The sequence below is a fragment of the Streptomyces sp. 147326 genome (assembly GCF_045000215.1).
GTDB lineage: Bacteria > Actinomycetota > Actinomycetes > Streptomycetales > Streptomycetaceae > Streptomyces.
Genome location: NZ_CP134201.1, coordinates 7577531 through 7603609, shown reverse-complemented (window position 1 = coordinate 7603609; position 26079 = coordinate 7577531). Strand labels below are relative to the sequence as shown.

The window sequence follows — 26079 nt, the reverse complement described above, 5'->3', positions numbered from 1 at the left end:
GCCAGCTCTCGACGCACGGGTTACCCGCTGGTTAAGGTGCGCCGACGAAAGAGCTACCAGGAGGCCAGGTGTCCGACGACGAGGGTGGCGGCTCCCTGTATGTGCTGACCGCCGTACTGCTGACGCCCGCGCAGTTCCCCAGCATCCTGGGCGACGACTTCCCCGAGGCCTGCTCCCTGCTCGGCGTGGCGCCCAATGGGGACGGATACGGGCTGGTCCTCGGCCAGGACGAGGAGGGCGCGCGCTGGACGGTCGTCGTGGACGACGTCTCGCTCGTGGCCACGGCCATCGCGTCCTGGGACTGCGGGATGGAGTACGACCTGTCCCCCGACGAGCGGTCGATCGTGGTCTCGCTGGCGGGCTGGCCGCTGGAGCTGTCGGTGGCGGCGGCCGGGATCCCCGAGCCGCACGATCCGGAGCAGGGCGCGGACGGCACGGGGCGGGTTCCGCTGGCGCCGCCCTCCGCGGAGGCCTGGGGACCGGTGCAGCGACGGATGGGCGCGGACCAGATCGCGCGGGAGTGGTCGGACTGGCGCGAACGCGTGGCCACGGACGGCGGGGCGGCCGCCGCCGCGCACCCCGGGCTCGCACGGGCGCTGGAAGAGGCCCTGGCGTACACGCGGACCCCGCCGCCGCCCGGCCGGGTGCGGTCCTCGTTCGCCGGCGAGGGGGCGCGGACCCTGCGGGTGGACGGGCCGGGCTGGTCGCTGGTGGGGCGGACCGGTGATGCGGCCTTCGTCCTGCTGGACGAGGAGCCGAGCGAGGTGCTCGCGGTCCCCGAGGAGGGGGATCCCGGCCTGCCGGAGCTGCTGACGGCGCTCGACCGGGTCGCGGTCCGCCCGGCATGACGCGGTCAGTCCGGCGGGACGCGGTCAGCCCGGCGGGACGCGGTCGACCCGGCCCGCCCGGCCTGGCGCGGCCCGGACGTCCACGTGGTGGGACCGGACGGCCCCGATCGCACTCCCGACCTCCGGCTCAACGCGTACGTGGGCGAGTTCGGGCCACGGCGTGAACCGCGGCGGCCGGAGGGGTGGCGGCCTTGATCCACGGCCCTTACCGAGCAGTTCGCCGGCGTCGGGCGAGCCGGCGCGACCAGCAGCAACAACCCATGATCGAAAAGAACCGGCCAGGCGGGCTAAAAATCGCTCTGGATCCCCTTCCTCCGGAATGATCGAATCGGCCAGTCACGCGGCTCAAAGGGTGTGGACCTCACCCCTTCAGCCCATTCCACGACGGAGGCCGCTCTTGAATTCCATGTCATACCTGGACCTGCACCGGGAAGTCTCGCAGGACATCGATGCGGAGATCGAAACCGCTCTGGAGCGGCTCGGTCCGCTTGCGGGCACCACACGGAACACAGTGGCCAAGCTCTTGGAGCAAAGGAAACTGAGACATCCCCTCTCGGTGCTGCCTCTGCTCACGCACGCCATAGAGACGGGAAATCCCGGGCCGGCCGTTCCGCTGTCCGCCGTGCACCTGCTGTGGTGGACCTCGGCCTGCTACCTCGACGACCTGGCCGACGCCGACGGCGCGTCCATCTCCGGCGAGCTCACCGACAACGAGGCTCTGCTCGCCTCCGTCATCACCGGTAACGCGCTGCCTATTCAGATCATCCTGTCGCAGGAGCTTCCGGAAGCGGCTCGCAGCGCGCTGGTAACGGAACTCCTGCACGGGTGGATCATTGGTGTCGACGGACAGATCGACGACATGCGCGGGGACATCTGCAGCGCCTCGCGGAAATCGGTGATCGAGACGTATCGCGGCAAATCTGGCGCGCCTTTCGGAATGATCACGGCAATGGCCGCGATCTTTTCGGGAACGACCACCGAGAAGGTGGAGCTGTGGCGTGAATTCGGCTACGTCTTCGGCATCCTGTGGCAGATTTTCAACGACCAGGAAGACATCCTCTCCGGTCGGGACGAGGACCTGCTCAACGGCACGGTGACGTATCTCCTCGCCTCCGTGATCGAGGACGCCTCTCCCGCTTCCCGCGAGCACATGCTGGGGCTGTGCACCGCCGCCGGACGCTCGATTCCGGCCAGGGCGGAACTCGCCAGCCTCCTGCGGACACCCACCGCGCTCGACCGCTACAAGGCGGAGATCGACGGTTTCCGCGTCGAGGCGTACCGCATCCTGGACGAACTGGGCGGCGACGAGACCTACTTGCAGGTGCTCCGGCACCTCGTGGACCACGCGTCGCAGATGCTGCTCGAAGCGGACCTCGCGCCGGCCGCCGCGAGCGACGCCGCCTGATCCAGCCGCCAGGGCGGGCCGCCCCGAAACGCCCGCCCCGCGGCCGCACCTGCCGGGCTCCGCACCGCATCCGGAGCCCGGCCTCTCCGCCAGGTGACCGGGCAGGACCGTACGGCCTGGGCCGCCACCCGGGCCGGTTACGTCCGTGCCGGGTGTGCCCGGGCCGGTTACGTCCGTGCCGGGTGTGCCCGGGCCGCTGACGTCGTCAGCGGCCGATCTGCTTCCTGGATATGCCCCGCACCCGACGCCGCTGGGAGGAGTCCAGCAGGAAGTAGGCCGCAGCCGGCACACCGATCAGGACCAGCAGCCCGGCCCAGAACCCCACCGTCCAGAACAACACGATGGCTGCCACGACTCCGGCAACCGCGACTTTTCCGCTCGTGGACATCTGCGGACACCTCCTCCTGGGGTCGACCACTACTCCCCTCAACGTGCCGCCGCGACCGCGCGTTCCCCGACGCACGAACGGTCTTCGAAGTCGGCCGGTTCGCGGCCCCGCCCCCGCCGCCGGGCCGCCGCGGTGGGGTACTCTCGGCCGCCCTGCCCCCGGTAGTCAACTTTGAGGAATGCGTGCGCTCCGAGAACTCCGGCCTCCTCCACCGCTCCGCCGTCTTCCTCCCCGGCGAGCCGGCCCGCACCGGCCGGATCGCCCTCTGGCCGGTGGACGGGGAGTTCCTCGACGCCGCCCGCGCCAGTGCCGAGTCCGGCGCCGGCAGCGTCGAAGAAGTCACCGTCGTCACCTCCGACCTGCGCCGGACCCCCGTGACCGCGCTCGTGCTGCCCGTGGCCGAGGCCCTGCCCCTGCTCACCCGCGCCCGTGCCGCCGCGGCGGCAGCCGAGGCCGAGGCCGACAGTGGCGGCTCCGGCGACACCGGCCCCTCCGGCGCGGCGTTCTGGGGCGCCGCCGCACTGCTGGCCCTGCGGTTCGCCGCGCACGGACGGCTCCTGCCCGGGCTGAGCCCCGCCGGCCACGACGCCTGGCGGATCGGCTCGCTGGAGGCCGCCGACCTCGACGAGGTCCGGGAACTGGCCGCCGCCATGCCGCCCGGCGCCCACTGCCTCCCACTGGACGCGGACGGGCCGCCCCGCCTGCCCACCCCGGAGCCGCTGCTGCGCGCCTTCCTCGACGCCGTCGCCGACACCCTGCCCCGCTCCCCCGCCGCGGCCGAGGCCGCCGGCGGCCCCGCCTTCGCCGCCCGGCCGCCGCGGCTCCACCCCGAGCTGCGCGACTGGGCCGCAGAGGTGGCCGCCGGCCACGACGCCGGAGTACGGATCTCCCTGCGGATCGAGCTCGACCGGCCCCTCGACCAGGGCAGCGGCCGAACGTCTGGCCAAGGCCCCGGCCACAACCACGACCGAGCCCCCGACGAAGCCCCGGGCATGGCCCCCGCCGCCGACGCTCCCTCCTTCCGCGCCGTCCTCCAGATGCACAGCCTGGGCGACTCCGCCCTGGTCGCCGATGCCGCCGACGTCTGGGCCGGTTCCGGAGCCGCCGCGGCCGCCTTCCCACCCGGCGCCCGGCTGGACGCCCTCCGCGCCCTGCGCCGCGCCGCCCGGCTGTGGCCCCCGCTCGCCCCGCTGCTGGGTGCGGCCGTCCCGGACTCCGTCGAGCTGGCCGACGAGGAGGTCACGGAGCTGCTCGGCGAAGCCGCCGCCGCGCTCGCCGCCGACGGGGTCCAGGTGCACTGGCCGCGCGGGCTCGCCCGCAGCCTGAGCACCCGCGCCGTCGTGGGCTCCCCCGACACCGCGGGGCCCGGCCTCCCCTCCGGCCTGCTCTCCCCCGGCGCCCTGCTCTCCTTCAGCTGGCGCCACGCCCTCGGCGGCCAGGACGACCTCACCCGCGCCGAGCTCGACCGCCTGGCCGAGGCGAAGCGGCCCCTGGTCCGGCTGCGCGACCAGTGGGTCCTGATCGACCCGGCCGAGGCCCGCCGGGCCCGCGCCCGCGAGGACCTCGACGTGGCGGCCGCGGACGCGCTGGCCGCCGTACTCACCGGGTCGGCGGAGATCGGCGGCAAGCGGGTCGACGTAGAGGCCACCGGTGCGATGGAGCGACTGCGTGCGCAGCTCGCTACCGACCCGCGGGCCGCCGATCCGCAGGCGCCCGACGACCTCGCCGCACCGCCCGAGCTGCGGGCCACCCTGCGCGACTACCAGCTGCGCGGCCTGCGCTGGCTGGCCCGAATGACCTCGCTCGGCCTCGGCGCCTGCCTCGCCGACGACATGGGCCTCGGCAAGACCGTCACCCTCATCGCACTCCACCTGCACCGCAACCGGCAGGACGACGACGCCACCGCCGGGCCCACTCTCGTGGTGTGCCCGGCCTCGCTGCTGGGCAACTGGCAGCGGGAGATCGAGAGGTTCGCGCCCGGCACCCCCGTACGCCGCTTCCACGGTCCCGGCCGCAGCCTCGCGGGCCTCACCGGTTCCGCCGGTTCCGCCGGTTCCGCCGGTTCCGCCGGGGGCTTCGTGCTCACCACGTACGGCACGATGCGCCTGGACGCGCCCGAACTCGCCGCCACCGACTGGGGCATGGTCGTGGCCGACGAGGCCCAGCACGTCAAGAACCCGCATTCCTCGACCGCCAAGGCCCTGCGCACCATCCCGGCGCGGGCTCGCGTGGCCCTGACCGGCACCCCCGTCGAGAACAACCTCTCCGAGCTGTGGGCCGTCCTCGACTGGACCACGCCCGGGCTCCTCGGCCGCCTCGGCGCCTTCCGCTCCCGCTACGCCGAACCCGTCGAGAGCGGCCGCGACCCACAGGCGGCGGCCCGGCTGTCCGCGCTCGTCCGGCCGTTCCTGCTGCGCCGCAAGAAGTCCGACCCCGGCATCGCGCCCGAGCTGCCGCCCAAGACCGAGACCGACCACACCGTCGCCCTCAGCCGCGAACAGACCGCGCTCTACGAGGCCGTCGTACGCGAGACCCTCGCCGCGATCTCGGAGGCGGACGGGATGGAGCGGCGCGGTCTGGTGGTCAAACTGCTGACCTCCCTCAAACAGATCTGCAACCACCCGGCCCACTTCCTGGGCGAGCACGGCTCGGGGGAACACGGGGACCGGGGAACCGCCGGCGGCGCCCGCTCCGGCAAGCTGGAGCTCCTCGACGAACTCCTCGACACGATCCTGGCCGAGGGCGGTTCGGCCCTCGTCTTCACCCAGTACGTGGCGATGGCCAGGATCCTGGAGAAGCACCTCGCCGGGCGCGGGATCGCCTCGCAGCTGCTGCACGGGGGGACTCCGGTGCCGCGCCGGGAGGAGCTCGTCGACCGTTTCCAGGCGGGCGAGGTCCCCGTCTTCCTGCTGTCCCTGAAGGCGGCCGGCACGGGGCTGAACCTCACCCGGGCCGGCCACGTCATCCACTTCGACCGCTGGTGGAACCCGGCCGTCGAGGAACAGGCCACCGACCGCGCCTACCGCATCGGCCAGACCCAGCCCGTACAAGTCCACCGGATCATCGCCGAAGGCACCGTAGAGGACCGCATCGCCCGGCTCCTGGAACGCAAACGCGCGCTGGCCGACTCCGTCCTCGCGGGCGGCGAGGGCGCGCTGACCGAACTGACCGATGCCGAACTGGCCGAACTCGTGGCGCTCCGCGCGCACCACCGGGAGTGAGCGATGAGCACCCACGACCCACACCACAAGCACGAGAAGCATGCGAAGCGCGGGCAGCGCGGGCAGCACGGGCAGCACGGGCAGTACGGGCAGTACGGGCAGTACGGGCAGTACGGGCAGCGCGGGCAGCGCGGGCAGTACGAGAAGACGTTCCCGGCGCTGCCGCCCTCCCCCGGCCGCGCCTTCGCCCGCACCTGGTGGGGCCACGCCTGGCTGCGCGCCCTGGAGGACAGCGCGCTGGACGGGGAGCAGGTCAGACAGGGCCGCCGGTACGCGCGCTCGGGTGCGGTGGGCGCGGTCTCGGTACGCCCCGGCGGGCTCACCGCGGTGGTGCGCGACCGGGACGGCACGGCGCACCGGACGGACGTACTGGTGCAGGAGTTCACGGAAGCGGAATGGGACCGGCTGCTGGATCTGGCGGCCGCGGAGTCGGGGTACATCGCGGCGCTGCTGGACCGGGAGGTGCCGCCGGAACTGGCCGAGGACGCGGCGGCCGCCGGGGTGGAACTGCTGCCCGGCATCGGGGACCTCGACCCGCGCTGCGACTGCGGCGAGTGGGACCACTGCCCGCACACGGCCGCGCTCTGCTACCAGGTGGCCCGGCTTCTGGACCAGGACCCCTTCGTGCTGCTGCTCCTGCGCGGGCGCGGCGAGCGCGACCTGGTCGGCGAACTGGAGGAGCGCAGCACGGCGGGCGCGCAGGCCCCGCGGGTGCGGCCCGCCGACGCGGGTGTCCCGGCGGAGCAGGCGTACGCGGCGCAGCGCCAGCTGCCTCCGCTGCCACCGCCGCCGCGGCTGCCGGACGCGCCGGGGCAGCCGCCGACGCTGGACACCGAGGGCGAGGGGGAACCGGAACTCGACGTCGACGCGGTGGAGTTCTTGGCGCAGGCGGCCGCGACCGAGGCGTTCCGGCTGCTGGCGCAGGCGCTGGCTCCGGGCCACGCCGACCGCACCGCGCCGGCCCCGCTCACGGTTGCCGAAGACGCCGTACGACTCACGGCCGAGGCCGATGACTTCCGGGTCCGCTCCCGCCTGGCCGCGGCTACCGGACGCAGCCGGGCGGACATGGAACTGGCCGTACGCGCCTGGGGCTTCGGTGCGGCTCCTGGCCTGGCGGCGCTGGAGGACGACTGGACGCCGGACCGGACAACGCTGGCCCGCGCCCGGGCGGCCCTGGCCGCGGCCTGGGCGGACGAGGGGGCTCCGGTGCTCCGCCGGGTCCGCGCCCGCTGGACGGAGGCGGGCACCGGTCGCCAGCTCCGGCTGGGCCGGGAGGGACGCTGGTGGCCGTACCACCGCGAGGGGGACCGGTGGATCCCGGCGGGCCCGTCGGCACCGGACCCGGCCTCGGCACTGGAGGCTGGCCCGCCGGGTGAGGGTTTCAGCGCGAACCAGCCGACGTAGCGCGGAGGCAGTGGCCGAGGTACGGCTTGCCGGGGGCCCGTGCCGGGACGACGATGGAGCGCACCGGGCACCGCAGCAGGCGGGAGGGTGAGATGGGCGATCCGTCGGTGGCGCTGCCGGGCGGGGCCGATCCGGCCGCGCGCACGCGCGAACTGCGGCGGGCTCATGCCGCGTTCACGCGGGACGGCCGGGTCGATGCGCCGGTCCGGGCGGTCATCGCGCGGTCCTGGCGGCGGTGCGCGCGGGCCCGGCTCAGTCCGGAATGCGCACCCCGGGTGGAACTTGCGGAGGCGGAGCTGAGGTCGTACCGCGAGGAGCACCCGCTGGCACGGGCGATGCCGCTGTTCCGGGACCTCGTCGGGGCGTTCGCCGCGCACGGGGCGCATCTGCTGGCAGTGTGCGACGCGCGGGGCAGCCTGCTGTGGGTGGAGGGCGAACCGGGCACACTGCGGCGGGCGGAGCGGCTCGGTTTCGTGCCCGGTGCGCGCTGGGCGGAGACGGCGATGGGCACCAACGCGCCCGGCACGGCGGTCGCGGTCGGCGAGCCGGTGCAGGTCTTCGGGGCCGAGCACTTCAGCCGCCGGGTGCACCCGTGGACCTGTGCGGCGGCCCCGGTGCGCGATCCGCGGACGGGCAGCGTGCTGGGCGCGGTGGACATCACCGGCGGCGACGGCCTCGCCCACCCCCACTCCCTTGCCTTCGTGCAGGCGGTCGCCCGGGCGGCGGAGGCCCAGCTGACGCTGCTCGCCCCGGGCCCGCCGGCCGCCGGGGACACCCTGACGGCCCTCGGCCAGGACCAGGCGTTGATGGTCTCGGGCGGGCGCAGGGTACGGCTCGGCCGGCGGCACAGCGAGATCATGGCCCTGCTCGCGCACCATCCCGAGGGCTTGTCGGGCGAGGAGCTGGCGATCGCCCTGTACGAGGACGAGTCGGTGTCACCGGTGACATTGCGCGCCGAGATCTCCCGGCTGCGCGCGCTGCTCGGCCCCGCGGCGCCGCTCTCGCGCCCCTACCGCGCGGCCGGTCCGCTGGCCGCCGATTTCACCGCGCTGACCCGGCAGTTGGCTGCCGGAGCGGTCTCCGCGGCGCTCCACCACTACCCCGGGCCGCTGCTGCCCGCCTCCACGGCGCCCGGCATCGTGCGGCTGCGCCGTCGGATCGAGGACCAGGCGCGGGCCGCCGTGATCGCCCGGGCCGATGCCGGGCTGCTGACCGACTGGGTGTGCAGCCCGTGGGGCGCGGACGACCCGGAGGCGTGGCGGGCGCTGGCGGCGGCGCTGCCCCCCGCGGACCGGTCGGCCGCACTGGCCCGCGTACACGCCCTGGACCGTGAGCTCGGTGCGGGGTGAGATGACGGCATGGCGGCGGCACGGCGTCGCGGCCGGCGCGCAACGTACCCGCAACCTGCCCGCTCCTAGCCTCCACCCGAGCGCCGTCCGACGGTGGGCGGTGCCCGGCAAAGGGGAGGACACCATGGCCCGTTACGCTGCGCCCGGTACCGAGGGGGCGCTCATGTCGTACGCGTCCCGCTACGGACACTTCATCGGCGGCGAGTACGTCGAGCCCGCCCTCGGCCGCTACTTCGACAACCCCTCCCCCGTCAACGGGCAGCCCTTCACCGAGGTCGCGCGGGGCAGCGCCGAGGACGTGGAGCGGGCGCTGGACGCGGCCCACGCGGCGGCGCCCGCCTGGGGGCGCACGTCCATCACCGAGCGGTCGACGATCCTGCTGCGGATCGCGGACCGGATGGAGCAGAACCTGGAATCCCTCGCCCTCGCCGAGAGCTGGGAGAACGGCAAGCCGATCCGCGAGACGCTGGCCGCCGACACCCCTCTCGCGATCGACCAGTTCCGCTACTTCGCGGGGGCGCTGCGCGCGCAGGAGGGGGCGCTCAGCCAGATCGACGAGGACACGGTCGCCTACCACTTCCACGAGCCGCTGGGTGTGGTCGGCCAGATCATCCCGTGGAACTTCCCGATCCTGATGGCGGTGTGGAAGCTGGCCCCGGCGCTGGCGGCCGGGAACACCGTCGTACTGAAGCCGGCCGAGCAGACCCCTGCCTCGGTCCACTACTGGCTGAGCCTGGTGGCCGACCTGCTGCCGGCGGGCGTGGTGAACATCGTCAACGGCTTCGGCGAGGAGGCCGGCAAGCCGCTGGCCTCGAGCCCGCGCGTGGCGAAGATCGCGTTCACCGGGGAGACCGCGACGGGGCGGCTGATCATGCAGTACGCGGCGGAGCACCTGAAGCCGGTCACCCTGGAACTCGGCGGCAAGAGCCCGAACCTCTTCTTCGACGACATCTGGTCGACGGACGACGACCTGCGCGACAAGGCCCTGGAGGGCTTCGCCATGTTCGCGCTCAATCAGGGCGAGGTGTGCACGAGCCCGTCGCGGGCCCTGATCGAGCGGGGCCGGTACGGGGACTTCCTCGACGCGGCCGTGGCCCGCACCGAACTGATCGTGCCGGGACACCCGTTGGACACGGACACGATGATCGGCGCGCAGGCCTCCGAGGAGCAGCTGAAGAAGGTCCTGTCGTACGTGGAGATCGGCCAGCAGGAGGGCGCGAAGATCCTCACGGGCGGCAGCCGCATCGACCACGGAGGCGAACTGGCCGGCGGCTACTACGTCCAGCCGACCATCTTCGAGGGCGACAACCGCATGCGGATCTTCCAGGAGGAGATCTTCGGCCCGGTGGTGTCGGTGACCTCCTTCCAGGACTTCGACGACGCCGTGCGGATCGCCAACGACACGGCGTACGGGCTGGGCGCGGGCGTCTGGACCCGCGACATCAACACGGCCTACCGCGCGGGCCGCGCGATCCAGGCGGGCAGGGTCTGGACGAACTGCTACCACGCCTACCCGGCCCACGCGGCCTTCGGCGGCTACAAGCAGTCCGGCATCGGACGCGAAACCCACAAGATGATGCTGGAGCACTACCAGCAGACGAAGAACGTTTTTTGTAGCTACTCCCCCAAAAAACTGGGCTTCTTCTAGAGAGACGACGTCCGCTGCATGGAACGGGTGTTGTCCCATCCACTCCCACCCACTCCCGGGCGCACAAAGTAGTCATACAGCGACCTTGAGTGACCTCTAAGGCATTTCGGAGGCCACTCCCGGACCAGTCACGGACCAAGGCGTCGAGCGAAGGGCACAACGACGGCGAGGCGATGTCGAGCGCGTGATCGGTCAGGGCGGCGAAGGCGCTATGTCAGCATTCTGCAAGCTGGCATCACCAGCAGTGGCACCGGGGGTGCCGATCGCGGCCGGCGCATCGGCCGCGGCGGCGCCTCGTGGCCTTGACGCCTCGCCGTTCTCATAGCCCGCCGGATGGACATCCGCCCCTGCCGGGTCGACGATGGGGATAGGGCGATCACGCAGGCGCTGAGTCAGAGCGCGGGGCTGATATGTCGACGATCCTCATCCATGTCGGAGACCTCGAGGCAAAGGGTTTTCCCGAGGACTTGTGCGTCGATGACGGCCAGGATCCTGAATGGTTCAACCATCCACGTGCCACTGAGCTGATACCGAACGACGCGCTTGCGCCACACACCGGTCTGATGGACGACGCCACCCATGCCGCGGACTTGCGGTCGACCGGGCGGGGCCTCTTCGGCGCTCTCCTGCCCTCCCCTCTCCGTGAGGTCTGGCAGGCCGAGATCGACCTCCGAGGATCGCGCGTGGTGCTGGACTTCGAGCCGAGCGCCCTTCGCCCGTTGCCGTGGGAACTGCTCTGCACCCCCGCGCCCCAGGAACGCTATCTCTTCGATGACGAGACGCACCCCTGTGTCCGGGCGCACATCCCCTTTGCCCTGGAGACTGAGCCGCTGACCGGGCCGGTGCGGCTCCTCGTCGTCGTGGGCGACCCCTACGACCAGACACTGAACTCGGACAGAGAGCTCGAAGCCATCTACACCGGGCTGAGCACCGTCCCCTGCTGCTGGCAGGTACACGTGCTGCGGGCGCCCGGCAAGGAGAAGACCCGCGATGTCCTCACGGAATTCGACCCGCACGTCCTTCACTTCATTGGGCACGGCAGGCGGGTCGAGGCGGAGCCGACACTGGAAATCATGGCACCGGGCAAGCCTTGGTACCTCAGCGCCGGTTTCATCGAGGGAGCGCTCGACGTACCGCTGCGGCTCGCGGTGCTCAACGCGTGCCGGACGATGGACGAGGATCCCCAGGCGCTGGTCCGGGAACTCGGTGATGCCTTGTTCTCGCGCAAGACGCAGGCCGTGGTGGCCATGCAGGGCAACATCGCATCAGCCCCGGCGGTGCGGTTCAGCAAGGAGTTCTACGGGCAGTTGGCCGCGGGCAGGGCGCTCGACGAGGCCATGGCCCACGCGCGCAACCGCCTGCACTGGGTGGAAGACAGCCATCCCCGCGACTGGGCCATGCCCGTGCTCACTGTTCAGGCCGACCCGGCGGTGGCGCTCAAGTGGCCCGAACCCCTCGACCACACGAGGGTGACGAGGACGCGAGGACCGGAGTTCGAAGGGCCCCGCTGGCTGGTCGGGCGAGGGGACGAGCACAGCAGGATGATGCGCCGGCTGAACAGGACTCTCGAAACGGGCACAGCCGATCTCCTGGCCGTCACGGGCGGCAAGGAGGTCGGGAAGTCGGAGCTAACCCGCTCCTGCCTCCTGACGAGCTCGTGGTGTGGTGTTCCCGTCATCTACGTGAACCTGGCGAACAGGGGGAACCTCGACCTGCGGAAGCTGCTCGGCCACATCAAGGACGCAGTGCCCACGTGGCTCGGAGCAGACGTCAAGAGCGACGTCGAACTGTTCGGCAACATGCTCCAGAGCAGGGAAGACCTCTTCCGGTCACTGCGCGAGGGGAACCCGACGGGTGTCACACCCGACGAGGCGCTGCCTCCCCTCGACGATCGTCCGCACGACGTCCTCGCCTACGAGAACGGACTCCTCATCGACTTCAAGGCCTTCCTGCGGATGGTCACCCGGGATCCGCTGGTCGCCGGGAAACCGCTCCTGCTGGTCCTGGACCATGTCCTCCAGGCCGAAAGACACGGCCACGTCGTGGAACGCCTGTTGAAGCCTGCTGCTGAAGGGGACTTCGACCCCGTCCGTATCGTGGCCGTCGACAGCGGGCTCGACGCGGAGCTCGGGCTGCAGCTGGTCGATCTGGTCATGAAGGTCAGGCCGTTCGACCGGACCGAGGCGGAGCTTCTCGTCCGCGAGTACTGCGCCCGCAGGCGGGACGTCTACCGGGGGCAGCAGCCCGATGACGAATCCTGGGCGATCTTCACACGGAGCATGCGGGACGAGGCGCTCAGACGGGAGCAGAACGGCGATGAGTCCTTCAGCCCCAAGGAGCTCATGCTGTGGGAGCAGATGGCGTACACGCTTCTGCAGGTGACGTCATGACCACCCTGGACGAGGCGGCGAAGCGCCTCGCGGCGGGCGAGAACCTCGCCGACGTCACCCTGTCCTTGATGCCCGAGCCCCTGCGGGGGACGCTGATGCGGTGCGCCCTGGTCGAGGGATTCGACGAGGCGCAGTACGAGGCGGTGCTGCGCGACGGCGTCGGCCCGACTCTCGCCGAGCTGGCTCTCCAGCCGTGCGTCGAGCCGCAGCCCGGTGGCGACGGCGCCCTCCAGGTGGGGAGCGGAATCCGGGAAGCGGCCTGGCGGGCCTGGTGGCTCGACGGCGGGGCGGTGCCCGACTCCGTCCCGGTGCCCCGGGCACTGCGTTCCGCCGAGGCACGCATCGCGGAGTACTGCGAGGGCCTGGGCCGGATCGAGGCGGCCCTGCAGGCCCTGGTTGTCTGCGATCCGGACCGGGCAGCCGCCCGCTTCGACCAGTGGTACCGGGAGCGGGACGAGCGCTTCGATTTCCCCGGCTGCCAGGACCTGCTCGATGCCCTCAACGAGTCCTGGGCGTGGATGTTCGGTCCGCGTCTGGCCGAACTGCGCAGTGACCGTGACCGGTACCTCCGGTCACGGATGCTCTGGTACGACGCGTTGCTCAGGTCGGGCCGCTACCTGTCCCGACCCGAACTGGAGTCCAGACTCGACGGGCTGCTGGCGGGTACGCCCACCCGCGCGCTGCGGTTGCACGCCGTCGGCGGCATGGGCAAGTCGCTGATGCTCCAATGGTTCCTCGCCCGCCGCTGCGTCGCCGCACCAGCCAGGGTGCCGTGCGCGCTGGTGGACCTCGACGCCGTCGACGCCGTGAACGTCGTACGGCATCCGTGGCTGCTGGTGCTGGAGCTGGCCCACCAGCTCAACGAGCAGATGCCGGGAGCCCCGTTCCAGGAACTGCTACGCCGCCACGGGGCGTACCGCTCGGTCCTGTTCAGGGATGCCCCGGCACTGGCCCGCTCGGGCGCCGCCGCGCTCGACACCGCCGGGACCAAGTCCGACGCCCGCGACGTCCGCGACCGGTTCCTCAGCGTGCTGAGCGAGGACCATTCCGGCACGCCGCTGCTGATCGTGCTGGATGCCTTCGAAGTCGCGGTGCTGCGGCCCCTGGGCGGCGCCGCCGAACTGGTCGACGTCCTCGCCGACGTGTACGCGGCATCGGACCAGGTGCGACTGGTCCTCTCCGGGCGCCTCACGGGCGCCGAGAGGCAACTGGGACGGCTGGGCGAACGCTTGCCGGAGCAGTGCATGGGCTGGCTGGAGATCCCGCCGTTCACCGAGGACGAGGCCAGGAACTACCTGTCCGGGAAGCGTGGCATCGGCCGTCAGGAGCTGGTGGAGATCATCGTGCGCAGGTCACAGGGGGTCCCCTGGCAGCTGGCGCTCTACGCCGATGTGGCGGACTACTCGCCGGACATGTCGGTGGAGAGCGTCGAGAGCCTCGACCCCATGCTCGCCTGGTGCATGGACCGCATCATCGGCAGGATCGAGGACGACGCCCTGCGGTGGCTGGTTCGGTACGGGGTGCTGGCGCGACGATTGAGCCGGGACTTCGCCGAACGCGTCGTCCTCCCCCGCATGGTCGCGGCGATGCGGGGAAGCAAGGACGACCGCCCCGAGGACGATCCTGGGCCCTCCGGATCGGCACACGCCTTCCGGACCGGGGTGCACCCCCCAGAGGGGCCGGCGGAGTTCGCGCGGCTCTGGGAGAGCCTCAAGCAGTACTCGGTGGAGGTCTCGTCCTGGGTGAGCGCCGCCCCGACCGACCCTGACACCCTCGTCTTCCACCCGTGCGTGGCGGAGCCGATGCGCCGCCTGCTCTCCGTGCAGCCCGTCTACCGGCTTCTGCACGAGGACGCCGCGCGCTACTACGAGGAGTCGGCCCGGCTCCATCCGACGGCATGGGCCACCTGGACCAGGGCAGCGATCTACCACCGCATCCAGGCCGACGGCAGCCGGGCGGCGCCCGCCTGGCGCGAGGCCGTGGCAACGGCACGGGGCGCCGGCCGCTTCGAGGACGTGGCTGAGATCGCGGGGGAAATCCTCGGACCGGAGTACGTCGACGAGGAGGGGGTCCCCCTGAACCTCGCCGGGGGCGTTCCCGCACTCGACCCGCGGTTGCAGGCCGAGGCCCATGTGGAACTGGCGTGGGCCCTCGTCCACCGAGCCCGCAGCGAGGGCCTCTCGGGGGGACACCAGCTCTGGAGCGGAGCCGAGCGCAGCCTGGGCACTGTGGAGCGGATCACGGCGCAGTCCGACGTGGACCTTCCCCACGTGCGCTGGAACGCCGCGCGCGCTGCCCTGCTCCTCGCCCGTGGCCGGCCGGAGAGGGCCAGGAAGGTTCTCGGGCCGACCGTGCAGACCCCCGAGATGTCCGCGGATTACGGCTTCGCACTGGAGGTGTACGCGGAGGCCCTCGGTGCCCTCGACCGGCCGGACGAGGCGTCGGCGGTGCTCCACCAGGCCCTAGTCCTCGCGCAGATGACGGGAGACCAGCCGGGCTCGGCGCATCTGGCCCACCTGCTGGCCCGGGACGCGGCGACCCGCCTGGCGTACGACGATGCCCTGCGATGGGTACGCGCGGCTCCCGGCGAGAGCGGTCCGGCCGCCGAGCGAGCCGCGCTGCGCCTCACGGAAGCCGAGCTGGCCTTGCACCTGGGGCTGCCGGCCACGGCCGCACGGCTGGCCGAGACGTCCTCCGGCGATGCGGAGGCACGGCCCCTGGCCCTGGGCGTCAAGGCCCTGCTCGCACTCGGTCGGCCGCGCCGGGCCCGCGCTCTGTGCGAACGCGCCCTGAGCACACCCGTCAGCCTGCCGCCGGAGCAGGAGGCCGCGGTGTTCGCCCTGCGCGGGCGGGCCGACATCGAACTCATGCAGGTGGAGCGGGGCATGAGCGACCTGGTGACGGCACGTGAGCGGTATGCCCGCCTCCAGGACTACGAAAGCGGCGCCGCATGCGCGCTTCACGCTGCCAGGGCCCAGCTCGAGGTGGTCGGCAATCACTGGGAGGCGGCGCAGTTCCTTGACGAGGCGATGCGGCTGAACCACGACGAGAGCAACGCGATCGCAAGCCGGTGCAGGTTGCTGAAGGCGGACCTCATGGCCCGGCACGGGGATTCGGCCGGAGCCACGGGGGTCTGCGGGGATGCCCTGAGACGGCTGGAGGAATCCGGTGCGGATCCCCTGCTCGTCGTCGAGGCGGCCGGGCACGGGCTGGCCCTTCGGGACGACCCGTCGGGGCGGTTCGGCAAGGCCCTGCTCCATGCGGTGCGCCGGGTGACGCCGGCCACCGCCCGGCTCACCATGCTGCGCGCGCTCGAGCACTGCCCAGGGCCACTCGATGTCGGGCCGGACCTGCTCGCGCTCGTCCTTCCCGACGGAGACCCGCCCGCGGCGGAGGATCCGGCAGACGCCGGCTGGCTGACCGCACGGGCCGCCACCGCCTACCGCCTCGCAGGCCGACTCGCCGACGCACGCGCCTGTGCCACGCGCGCGACCGAAGTCCTCACCCGCGAAGACAGCTTCGCCTGGTGGTGGCTGATCCGATTCATGGACCTGACCGGGCCCGCCGGCCGGGAGGAACCCGAGCCGCCCGGTCTCCAAGGCTATGACGAGTATCCGCTGCTTCAGGCGGCCCACCTCATCACTGTCGCCCGGCGCTGGGCGGGCCGCGTCCCGGTTGAGCGCACTGCCGAGCGGCTCCACCTGGCGGACGCCCTGCTCTCACCGGGACCGGCGAATCGCTGGCAGGCGCTGTCCCACGACACGTGGTCCGGGCTGCTGGCCGAGACGGGGGAGCGCACCGAGGCTGAGACACACGTGCACGCTGCCCGCGCCGTCCTCGCCGAGCTCGGCGACGAGCGCGAGGTGCCTCCACCGCAGGCCCCCGCCCCCGACGAACTCGGCTTCGCGCTCACCCCGGACGGGGCTGTGCTCGTCCACAACGGCGGCCGGGAGCTGGGTCGCCTGCACCCGTCAACGCTGCTCGCGCGGGCGCTGCGCGAGAGGACAGAGCAGATGTCTTTGGGCCCCCTCGTCGACGCGATCCTCGCCGACGACCCCCTGGTGCCCGACGCATCCACGATGGAACCCCTCCTGGACCCGGGCCGGACGGAGCCGGTGGACCTCTGCCTGACCGTCGCCCCGCCCGAACTCGCTCAGGTCCCCTGGGAACTCGCGGTGACCGCACACGGCATGCTGGCCACGGACGACCGGGTCCGTTGCATCTACCGGATGCCCCGTACCTGGCGGGCCGGGACGGTCCGCACCGGTGTCCTCCAAGAGGCCCTGCAGCTGCTGGAGGCGGAACCCGGCCCGGTCGACGGGCTTATGGGCCCGCAGACCACTCGTGCGCTGTTCCACGTGCAGCGTTCCCTGGGGCTGGAAGCGGACGGAGTCGCCGACCCGGTCACGTGGGGAAGCCTGCGCGCGGAGCTGTGGCAGCACCGGCACCGTCCCCACGTCCTGGTCCTGCGGCGCGGAGCCGCCCGGCAGCTGGAGTCACAGCGCGGGCACCAGATGGGCGGGGCCGACCTGGGGATCACGTACACCAGGGAGGGCTGGGACGTAACGGTCGTGGACGACCCGAACTGGGCTCAGCTCGACCGTCTCGTGGCGGGTGTACGAGTACCAGACGTGATCCATGTGAGTGCCACTATGGAAGGGCTGGGCACCGTCCCGTACATCGATTTCGGGGCGTCCACCTACTCCAGGGAGTCCGACTGGGTGAGCGAGGACTCGGACACCATCACCGTGACCGACCTGGACCGCTTCGTCTCCAGGATGTCGGCCGGACGTCCCGGACCGCTGGTCATCCTGGACATCGCCCGGCCGGCCCGGCCCAGTGAGCTGGTCCGGCAACTGTTGCTCCGCAACGACTTCGCGCACCAGCTCGCCACGCTGGGCAGCACCGCTGTAGTGCTCGCCACGGGGCTCACCCCGGCGGGCGACTCCCGGCAGAACATCGAGCTCGTCACGAAGCTCAGGATCGGCTGGACACCGGCCGAGGTCGCCCGGGGCCTGCAACGGCTGGCAGCCGGGGACCGGCTCGAGGGCCTGCCATACGCGGCGACCGCGCTGATGAGTTCACTGCGGCCTTACGAAATGCTGCCCATCGGAATCTGACCCGTCAGCTCCCCGGCAGCCACTGGGCGAGTCGCGTGCGCACGTCCGCGTCCCGGAAGAAGTCGGTGTGCGCCACACCGCTCCCCGAGGGGATCACGAGGGGATCGCTCACGACGTAGGCGCCCGCACGATGGACGCCTTCGGTTGGCACCACAAGGTCATTGCCCGTGCCGAACAGATGGTCGACCAGCCGGTTCAGCGCCCTGATGGCGAGTCCGGCCCCGTCGGCCGGCCCGAAGTCGGACGTGATGGCGCGCACCGTCCCCGCCGCCGGCACGGCGGCCTCGTTCAGCTCGCCCAGCGCGGACGAGGCGGGGTCCATCGCGGCCAGCCCCTCCAGTCCGCCCAGCGCTCCCGTGGCGCAATGCTTGGCAACCTCGAGGACCACCTCGAGCGTGCTGCTCACCATCTCGTCCGGGAGCAGGCCGAGCAGATTGGTGAACACATCGAGCAAACGGCCCAGCCGCTGCTCGTCGGCGAGGACGGTGCCCGCGTTGGGGGTTGCGACGTGGATGAGGGTCCGTACGCAGGGAGCCGGTCGGCGGACGTCCCTTGCGAGGGCTTCCCTGCCGAGCTGGCGGGCCACCAGGCCCCCACGCGAATGGGTGACGAAATCGAAGGTCAGCGGCCGGTCGGCAGGTAGGTGCTCGAGGAGCCAACGGGCGTTGTCGGCCGGATCCAGATGGACCGTCGGGTGGTCGAAGACGAGGACCCGATCCCGGTATCTCTCGTGGAGGTCGCGCAACAGCTGCCCGTCCGCGGCGATGCCGTGAAACCCCGAGTGGCACCGGCTGAAGGTGCCGTGCACGAACACAAGGAACGGGCGGTCGGCGAGCTCGGCCAGCCGGTCCGCGGTCACCGTCTCGCCGGCCGTCGGGGTGAGGAAGCTGCCGGGACCGGTCAGCCGCAACCCGTACGGACGGAACCGCTTCTCCCATCGGCCCACCGCGAACTCCGCCACCCGCCCTGCCACCCTCTGGATGGGAAAGCGCAGGACGTGCAGGACCTTTCGGACGCCGAACCCGACCAGTCCGCGGTCCTGCGCCCCGCCCGGGAGGCCGAACTGTTCCATCGAAACCCGGAAGGTCTGGACGGCCCCAGCCCGGTCCGTGCCGCCTCCGCCGACCGCGGTGTCGGACACCACCCAGCGCACCACTCCGGTCGCGTCGACCTCCAGGACGACCTGCCCTTCGTCCTCTCCCGGTGCGGGCACCTGGAGCACCACCCCGGGGGCGGCGGCGTCTGCACGGTCGTGTCCGCCGGGGCGGGCTGGGACGGTGAGTTCGCTGAGCGGCAGCGTCAGAACCGGGCGCATCCCGGCTTCTTGGATGGCGGTCCCCAGCAAGCCTGCCGCTTCGGCAGGCACCCTGTCGGTCGCCAGCTGCTCCGCGAAGGCCACCGGCTCGGCCGCCCGTACGGGAGCACCGGCGCCAGCCCACCTCCGTACCTCGCCCACGCGTCCGCTCACGTCCGAAGACCGCAGGACGACACCGTACGGAAGGTCCATCCGTCCGTCCCGTTCGAGCTCAGACACCTTGCGCTCCTTCCCGGTCCCACACGATGGTCAGCCGGGGATGACCGAAGAACAGGTAGGCAAGGGGGGTCGAAAGACCCGCGCCTGCCGCGCCCCCGGTGGCCGCGCGCTGTTGCCGTACGTACTCTGCGGGTGCGGCGCCGCCTTTGAGCGCGGCCCGGTAGAAACCCTCGGCGAACTCCCTGGCGACCTCGTCGTCGACGTTCCACAGCGGTGCGACGACCGCCCCGACCCCGAGGCTGAGGAAGGCGGGCACCATGCCTGCGTTCGAGCCGAGCACGCTCCGGCCCTGCCCCAGCTGGCAGGCGTTGAGGAAGACCAGACGCACGGGGCTGGTCTCGACCCCGCGCACCGAGTACCGGCTCAGATATCTGCCGTCGGTCATGTTGATGCCGTCCTCCGAGTCGGCGGCGTCGAACTTCCCGTGCACGGCGAAGTGCAGGATGTCGTGGCCCGCCCCCGCCCTCAGACTGCCCAGTACCGGCTCGACCAGTGCGTCCACGGCCTCCGCCCGGTACTCCGCGACCAGGTGTTCCGCCTCGGCCGTCGCGTGCCGGAGTTCGTTGCTGTGGTAGTCGCCGCTCACCACGGCCATCGCCCGGGCCGTGAGCCGTGCAGGAGGAGCCGCCGTGCGCTGCTGGTCCCCGTACGTCCACCGGCCCACAACGGCCTGCGCACCCAGGTAGCCGGGAATGCCGGCGCCCCACGGCCGGGGCACCACTGCGAGCTCCCAGGGCACGTACGGATCCCAGGTGGCGATCAGCACCGTCGGCGGGTTCGTCACCCGGGCGGCGGCCCGGAGGGCTGCCCACACCTCGTCCGGCATCGCCTCTCTCACTTCCAGGCCGATGCCGTGTAGGTGGGTGCCGAGGTCAACGGCCTCCTTGTGGTCCTGAACACCACGCATGACATTGCGCGCCCACTCCGCCTCACCGCCCAGCCTGGTGACGGGGGGCTTCCCTGGCGGCCGTACTTCCGGATGCGGGGAGCGGTAGAGCCAGCACAGCTGTGTGCCGCCGGCGTCGTTCGCCGGAGCCACGACGATCTCCAGGTCGGGCCGGGTGCCCGGATCGTCGTCGGGCAGCGCCCAGGTGACGCCGGCCGGCTCTTCCGGGACCTGCGCGGGAGGGACGTCCTCGGGGCCCTCCCCCACCCGTACGGTCCGATGGGCCACTCCGATCACCCGCCCGCCGACAGAGAACACCGCGGTGATGACCCGCTCCCCCGCGTAGGCGCCGTCGTCCATCGCCCGCATTCGCCGCAGCTGGTAGGGGTACGGGTCGTCCGGGCCGGCCGTCATCGCAAAGCTGAGTGGCTCGCTGCCCATCACCTCGAACCCGGGTGCCAGGATCTCCACGCCCAGCAGGAACACCCCCCTGGAGACGGTAAGCGGGGCGGGCTGGAACACCTCGGGCGACGGAGTCGGAGCCAGCCCCACCCGGAGTTCAAAGACCTCCGCCGGAGCAACGCGTCTGGGCGCGTCCAGGCGGGCGTAGGCCTCCCTGGTCTCGTCGGAAGGTCCGGGAGGCGGCTGGGCCGGCCAGCCGAGAGGTGATGGGGGCAGCGGGACCGGCTCGCCGCCGCGGTTCGGCCCCCCGCGCAGTTCCCGGTCCCGTGTCGTCAGCAAGGACGTGAGGTTCTCGTACGGGCCGCGCCCCAGCGGGGGCGGCCAGGTCAAGGGTGGTCGGCCCAGGTGCGGTGCCACGCTCACCAGTTGCCGCAGGGCACTGAGCTGCCCACTCGCATCCTCGGCGTCGAGGCGCTGGTAGACGGCGGCGAGCACGGCACCTGGTGACACGAGGGTGACCAAGGCACCCAGCCAGTTGGCCCGTTCGGGGACCGGCGGAGGCAGCACCGGCAGCGCGGTCAGCGCCACCCCGGGCAGCTCTTGGACGACCCGGCCCAACCGTTCCGCGGCCCTCGCCAGTGTGACATCGTCCTGTTCCGCCGCTGCGACCAGTGTGGTGACCAGCCGGGTGAGCAGGCCCCGGGCCTCGGCTGGGGGAAGCGTGGCCAGTGCCGACAACTCGGGCGGGAAACCGGTGCTCGCCAGCAGCGTGTCCGCCACGGCAGCCGACAGCTCCGCCACGCCTGCGGCGACCGGAACCGGAGGATCCGCACGCGCCGGCTCCTGCGACGGAACAGCCCGCGCCAAGGACCGCTCTGCCGCCTCCTGGTGCGGTGACGTGTCGTCCGCGGCCCATCCGGCCAGTACGGAGCGGACCTCCGGGACGGGAAGGCCCCCGGCTGCCGCGATCAAGCCGTCGGTCCGATGGGGTTCCGATCCGAGCAGAAGGAGAACAAGCTGACCCACGTCCTCGACGGCTGTCGCGTCCAGGGGCAGCAGGGCGGCCGCAGTGAGGGCCTCTGTCCGCAGGCGGTGGTCCCGGCCCTGCGTGGCCATGTCCAGAAGCGGCTCGACGTCGCTCGCGGTGACGCATCGGTCCGACCCTGCAGACATGACTGCCTCCGGATTGCGATCAACAATCGGAGTGCACCGTAGCCGAATCGAAGGACGGGATCACCGACCGCCGGCTGCGATTCGCGGCGGTCCCGGGCAACCTCGCCGATGCCTGGCGTGTCAGCCGGTCAAGATCCGGACCATTCCCGGACCACGATGCCCACTGCGAGCCCCACAACGGTCGTTTCCACAGGTCAAACAGGTCGCGCTGCCTGCACCACCAGCAGACGAAGAACATGCTGGTCAGCTACTCCCCGAGGAAGCTCGGCTTCTTCTAGGCCCACGAGAAGCGGCGCCTGAGGCGAGGCGCGGTGGTACCCCATGTGGGTCTTGGCGCTGTCGACGCGAGTATCGGCTACGCGGCACTGGCGGCGGCAGGCGGCGGCGCATGCGTCGCCGGCTGCCGCCGCCGGACCAACGCGCTCCCCACGCCTGTCGATCTCGACCGCACCCGGTGAAGGAGAGCCGCAGACCGCTTTCTAGGCTGACCCCATGTCCGACGAGTCACCTCTCATCCGTAGCCTGCGGGCCGCTGTCGCCGCCGCTCCCGAAGACGTGCCGCTGCGGCTGCACTTCACCGAACTGCTCCTCGCGGAGGGGAGGCACGACGAGGCCGTCACGCAAGCCGCGGTCGCGCTGCAGCACGCGCCGGGCGACGAAGCCGTACGGGACCTGATGGTCCGTGCCATGCAACTGCCCACGGTCGGCACGCGACCCCCCGCCTTCGACTGGGCCGCCGCCGAGCAGGAAGTCGCCGGCGTCGTCGGCCCCCGCTTCGCCGCCGACCCCACCGATCCCACTGACCCCGCAGACGCGGGCGACGCCACCGAGGCCCCCCTGACCGCCGACGGCAGCGGCGACCCGGCCGATGCGTCCGCCTGGGACATCGACGCCCCCGGAGACGTGAGCCTCGCCGACGTCGGCGGCATGCAGCAGGTCAAGGACCGGCTCGAAGCCGCCTTCCTCGCCCCGATGCGCAACCCCGAACTCCGCAAGCTGTACGGCAAGTCGCTGCGCGGCGGCCTGCTCCTCTACGGCCCGCCCGGCTGCGGCAAGACGTTCATCGCGCGGGCCGTCGCCGGCGAACTCGGTGCCGGCTTCATGTCGATCTCGCTCTCCGACATCCTCGACATGTACATCGGCACCTCGGAGAGGAACGTCCACGACATCTTCGAGGCCGCCCGCCGCCAGGCGCCCTGCGTGGTCTTCCTCGACGAGCTGGACGCGCTCGGCGCCAAGCGCTCGCGCATGCACCACAGCGGTCTGCGCAACGTCGTCAACCAGCTCCTCACCGAGCTCGACGGCATCAACGCCGCACAGAACGAAGGCGTCTTCGTGCTCGCCGCGACCAACGTCCCCTGGGACGTGGACCTCGCCCTGCGCCGCCCCGGCCGCCTGGACCGCACCCTGCTCGTGCTGCCGCCCGACGCCCCGGCCCGGGAGTCGATCCTCCGCTACCACCTGCGCGAGCGCCCCATCGAATCCGTCGATCTCGGCAAGATCGTCAAGGTCACCGAGGACTTCTCGGGCGCCGATCTCGCCCATCTCTGCGAGAGCGCGGCCGAGTACGCACTCCTGGACTCCGCCCGTTCCGGCACCATCCGCATGATCGGCACCAAGGACCTCCTGAACGCGGCCAAGCAGATCAAGCTGTCCAGCGAATCCTGGTTCGCCTCCGCCCGCAACGTCGCCATGTTCGCCAACGACGGCGGCATCTACGACGACCTGGTCACCTACCTGAAGAAGAAGCGCAAGCTGTGACGACACACCCACAGGTCCAACGGGCGCGGATGCTCTACGAGATGATGCGCCCGGAGGAGGCGCGCGAAGCGGTCGGCCGCCGTCTCGCCGAGGACCCCGACGACCACCAGGCGTGGAGCCTGCTCGGCCAGTGCCAGCTGACCCTGGGCCGGTACTCCGAGGCCTTCGCCGCCGCGCTGGAGTCCCTGCGGCTCGAACCGGGCTTCCTCGACGCGCACTTCGTCCGCGGCTACGCCCTGCGCCACCTGGGCCGGCTCGAGGAGGCCGAGGCGGCGCAGCGCTTGGCGATCCGCATCGATCCGTATGCCTGGGGCCCCCGACGGCAGCTCGCCGAGCTGCTGTTGGAACTGGCCCCGGACCGCCCGGAGGAGGCGCTCGAGCACGCCGAGGTCGCGGTGCGGGAGGGACCGGAGGAGACCTACACGTGGGCGACCATGCACAAGGTCGCCACGTTCCACGAGCGGACAGAGCTGGCCGACGAGGCCATCCGGCAGATCCTCCGCGTCGACCCCACGCACACCCTCGCCGTCACCGTGTCCACCGAGCGCGAGGCCGCCAAGGCCGGCACCTCCGCCGCCCGGGCCGCCGAACTGTACGCGGGTGGGCTCGCGGCCGCACCGCACTCCGACGCGCTCCGCAAGGACCTCGACAGTGCCGTCTACCGGATGCTGCGCGGCACCCGATGGCTCGCCCTGCTCTGTCTGGTCATGGCCGCCGTCACCGTCGACGTGTTCCCCGTCGGGGGCGAGGCGAAGGAGCTGCCCGTCCATCTCGGCACCCGGCTGTGGGCGCTCACCCTGATGGCCGTGGTGTGGGGCTTCGGCGCCTGGCGCCGCTACCGGCGGCTGCGGACCGGGGCACAGCTCACCGTGTTCGCGCTCGTGCGCCGCTCGTTCTGGCCCAGGGTCGTGCTCGGCCAGGCCACCTGGGCCACCCTGTGCGCGCTGCTGCTCGTCGCTCTTCCGTGGAGCGGGCGCACCGTCCCTCAGGTCCTGTTCTGGCTGGCACTCGTACCGAACCTGCTCAGCATCACCCACGACCGGGACAAGGTCTGAGGAGCCGGGCCCTGCAACGGGCCGACGCCCTCTTCGACCTGGGGCGCCACGAGCAGGCCGCCGCACTCGCCGCCCAGCACCTCGCCGGCGACCCCGACGACGCCGACGCACTCGTGCTGCTCGCCCGCTGCCGGCACAGCCTCGGCGACGAACAGCAGGCGCTTACCACCGTCGAACACGCCCTGCGCGTCGCACCCGAGTCGGTGAGCGCCTGGCTGACGCGCACCCACATCCTGCTCGCCCTGAAGGAGTACGAGCAGGCCGAGGGATCCGCCCGGCGCGCCGTCGAACTCGCCCCGCAGCACTGGGCGAGCCACTACACCCTCGGCATGGTCCTCGATCGCGGCGCCCGCAGGAAACGCAAGCGGGCCGCATACGAGTCGGCCCGCAGGGCCGTCGCCCTCGCCCCCGAGGAGAGCGACGCGCACGTCCTCGTCGGCCTGACCGCCCACCACACCGGCAACCACCGCGTCGCCCAGCAGTCCTACGAGACGGCACTGCGCCTCAACCCGGACAACAGCACGGCCCACAACAACCTCTCGCTGCTCCATCTGCGCCGCCGCTGGCTCCGTCCCGGCTCGTGGACCCGGGCCGCCGAGGGCTTCGTCCAGGCCGCCGCCCTCGACCTGGAAGACCGCCACGCCCGCCACAACCTGGAGAACATGGCCTGGGGAACGCTCATGGGCTCCCGCTGGGTGGCCTTCGCCGGAACCGTCGCGGTGGCGTTGGGCTCTGCCCACCTGCGTGCAGGCGCCGCCGGCACTGACGCCCTCGTCACCTGCCTGGTGTGCGCGGCCGTGCTCGTCGGCAGCTGGGGAGGCTGGCTGCTGTGGCAGGCCCGGCGGGTCCCGCCCCACCTGCGCCGCCCCCTCCTCCTGGTGGCGCGCGGCTGCCGGCCGGTCCTCGGGATGGCGCTCCCCATCGCGCTGCTCATCGTCCACGCGGCCTCGGCGCTGGTGCTGTGGCGCAGCGCCCTGTTCTCCGCCCTCGCGATTCCGCTGGTCTTCTTCGCGCTCGTCATGTCCGTGGCCGGCCGCACCGCCCTCCAGCAGCGCGCGCCGAAGCAGTAGGAGGCAACCCCGTGGACGCCTTCGGCGACACCGCTTCCACCCATTTCCCACATCTGACCAGCTGTTCCGGGCCGCACACGGGCCAGATTATGGATCAGTCCGTAGTGCTGGCGTCCGCGCTCCGTCGGCTCCACTCCTGCATCGACTCCTCGATGAGGCGGTTGGTTGAAGGTGGATGCCCTCCGCCGGCCGCATCGCCGCGTAGTACATGCAGCTGTCACCCTGCGCCGCAGGGCACGGGTCCGCGCCCTGGCCGCCGACCGCCGCACTCTGGCAATCGCCGACGGCGAGGGCATCTCCGTCGTGGAAATGAACGACGGGTGAAAGGGCCGAGTCGCTGCGGCGGAGTCGTCCACGCATGCCCGCCGCCAGCGGACCCGGCGCTGCTGGTCGCCGTGTACGACCGGACGAGCCATTGGCCGCAG

The 26079-nt window shown here is 72.1% G+C and carries 14 protein-coding genes; 11 read left to right on the top strand and 3 right to left on the bottom strand.

All coding sequences use genetic code 11. The features are described 5' to 3' along the window. Positions 1-68 precede the first annotated feature (68 nt). Both RIU97_RS34810 and RIU97_RS34805 read left to right on the top strand, forming a co-directional pair. Complete coding sequence (locus RIU97_RS34810) at positions 69-848, top strand: hypothetical protein (RefSeq protein WP_404961474.1); 780 nt, start codon at positions 69-71, stop codon at positions 846-848. A 406-nt stretch (positions 849-1254) separates the two neighbouring features. Beyond that, positions 1255-2253 (top strand): polyprenyl synthetase family protein, encoded by a 999-nt coding sequence (locus RIU97_RS34805; protein WP_404961473.1) that lies wholly within the window; start codon positions 1255-1257, stop codon positions 2251-2253. A gap of 205 nt (positions 2254-2458) precedes the next feature. Here RIU97_RS34805 and RIU97_RS34800 read toward each other — a convergent pair whose 3' ends face one another. Next, positions 2459-2641, bottom strand: a complete 183-nt coding sequence (locus RIU97_RS34800) for a hypothetical protein (RefSeq protein ID WP_319721643.1) — start codon at positions 2639-2641, stop codon at positions 2459-2461. A 182-nt stretch (positions 2642-2823) separates the two neighbouring features. Here RIU97_RS34800 and RIU97_RS34795 point away from each other — a divergent pair, with 182 nt between their 5' ends. The 6 genes from RIU97_RS34795 (at position 2824) to RIU97_RS34770 (ending at position 17773) form a co-directional block, all read left to right on the top strand. Continuing rightward, positions 2824-5862 (top strand): DEAD/DEAH box helicase, encoded by a 3039-nt coding sequence (locus RIU97_RS34795; protein WP_404961472.1) that lies wholly within the window; start codon positions 2824-2826, stop codon positions 5860-5862. Between the two features lie 3 nt (positions 5863-5865). Next, positions 5866-7266: an SWF or SNF family helicase gene (locus tag RIU97_RS34790; protein WP_404961471.1), complete on the top strand. Its 1401-nt coding sequence runs from the start codon at positions 5866-5868 to the stop codon at positions 7264-7266. Positions 7267-7358: 92 nt separating this feature from the next. Beyond that, the gene (locus tag RIU97_RS34785) at positions 7359-8615 is read left to right on the top strand and encodes a GAF domain-containing protein (protein WP_404961470.1); all 1257 of its coding nucleotides are present in this window, start codon (positions 7359-7361) and stop codon (positions 8613-8615) included. Positions 8616-8739: 124 nt separating this feature from the next. Then, positions 8740-10263, top strand: coding sequence for an aldehyde dehydrogenase family protein (locus RIU97_RS34780; RefSeq protein ID WP_404961469.1), 1524 nt, complete (start codon positions 8740-8742; stop codon positions 10261-10263). A gap of 563 nt (positions 10264-10826) precedes the next feature. Next, positions 10827-12653: a CHAT domain-containing protein gene (locus RIU97_RS34775; protein ID WP_404961468.1), complete on the top strand. Its 1827-nt coding sequence runs from the start codon at positions 10827-10829 to the stop codon at positions 12651-12653. Then, positions 12650-17773, top strand: coding sequence for a peptidoglycan-binding protein (locus RIU97_RS34770; RefSeq protein ID WP_404961467.1), 5124 nt, complete (start codon positions 12650-12652; stop codon positions 17771-17773). Before RIU97_RS34775 ends, RIU97_RS34770 begins: the two co-directional genes overlap by 4 nt. Positions 17774-17777: 4 nt before the next feature. Here the strand turns inward: RIU97_RS34770 and RIU97_RS34765 are convergent, their stop codons facing one another. Both RIU97_RS34765 and RIU97_RS34760 read right to left on the bottom strand, forming a co-directional pair. Continuing rightward, complete coding sequence (locus RIU97_RS34765) at positions 17778-19307, bottom strand: esterase/lipase family protein (protein WP_404961466.1); 1530 nt, start codon at positions 19305-19307, stop codon at positions 17778-17780. After that, on the bottom strand, positions 19300-21768 hold the full coding sequence (locus RIU97_RS34760; RefSeq protein WP_404961465.1) for a CHAT domain-containing protein: 2469 nt from the start codon (positions 21766-21768) through the stop codon (positions 19300-19302). Before RIU97_RS34760 ends, RIU97_RS34765 begins: the two co-directional genes overlap by 8 nt. A gap of 492 nt (positions 21769-22260) precedes the next feature. On the opposite strand from RIU97_RS34760, the gene RIU97_RS34755 reads away from it, so the two are divergent. Genes RIU97_RS34755 through RIU97_RS34745 form a run of 3 tightly spaced genes read left to right on the top strand, consistent with a single transcriptional unit; the run spans position 22261 to position 25654 of the window. Continuing rightward, on the top strand, positions 22261-23529 hold the full coding sequence (locus tag RIU97_RS34755) for an AAA family ATPase (protein ID WP_404961464.1): 1269 nt from the start codon (positions 22261-22263) through the stop codon (positions 23527-23529). Next, positions 23526-24584, top strand: a complete 1059-nt coding sequence (locus RIU97_RS34750) for a tetratricopeptide repeat protein (RefSeq protein ID WP_404961463.1) — start codon at positions 23526-23528, stop codon at positions 24582-24584. Before RIU97_RS34755 ends, RIU97_RS34750 begins: the two co-directional genes overlap by 4 nt. Further along, entirely contained in the window at positions 24527-25654 is a 1128-nt protein-coding gene (locus tag RIU97_RS34745; RefSeq protein WP_404963048.1) for a tetratricopeptide repeat protein, read from the top strand. The genes RIU97_RS34750 and RIU97_RS34745 overlap by 58 nt, the downstream gene beginning before the upstream one ends. The last annotated feature ends 425 nt before the right edge of the window (positions 25655-26079 follow it).

Excerpts from the sequence above, each read along its gene's own strand:
- RIU97_RS34770 (WP_404961467.1), top strand. The coding sequence starts at position 12,650 with ATGACCACCCTGGACGAGGCGGCGAAGCGCCTCGCGGCGGGCGAGAAC.
- RIU97_RS34775 (WP_404961468.1), top strand. The coding sequence starts at position 10,827 with ATGGACGACGCCACCCATGCCGCGGACTTGCGGTCGACCGGGCGGGGC.
- RIU97_RS34805 (WP_404961473.1), top strand. The coding sequence starts at position 1,255 with ATGTCATACCTGGACCTGCACCGGGAAGTCTCGCAGGACATCGATGCG.
- RIU97_RS34780 (WP_404961469.1), top strand. The coding sequence starts at position 8,740 with ATGGCCCGTTACGCTGCGCCCGGTACCGAGGGGGCGCTCATGTCGTAC.
- RIU97_RS34785 (WP_404961470.1), top strand. The coding sequence starts at position 7,359 with ATGGGCGATCCGTCGGTGGCGCTGCCGGGCGGGGCCGATCCGGCCGCG.
- RIU97_RS34755 (WP_404961464.1), top strand. The coding sequence starts at position 22,261 with ATGTCCGACGAGTCACCTCTCATCCGTAGCCTGCGGGCCGCTGTCGCC.
- RIU97_RS34800 (WP_319721643.1), bottom strand. The coding sequence starts at position 2,641 with ATGTCCACGAGCGGAAAAGTCGCGGTTGCCGGAGTCGTGGCAGCCATC.
- RIU97_RS34760 (WP_404961465.1), bottom strand. The coding sequence starts at position 21,768 with ATGTCTGCAGGGTCGGACCGATGCGTCACCGCGAGCGACGTCGAGCCG.
- RIU97_RS34790 (WP_404961471.1), top strand. The coding sequence starts at position 5,866 with ATGAGCACCCACGACCCACACCACAAGCACGAGAAGCATGCGAAGCGC.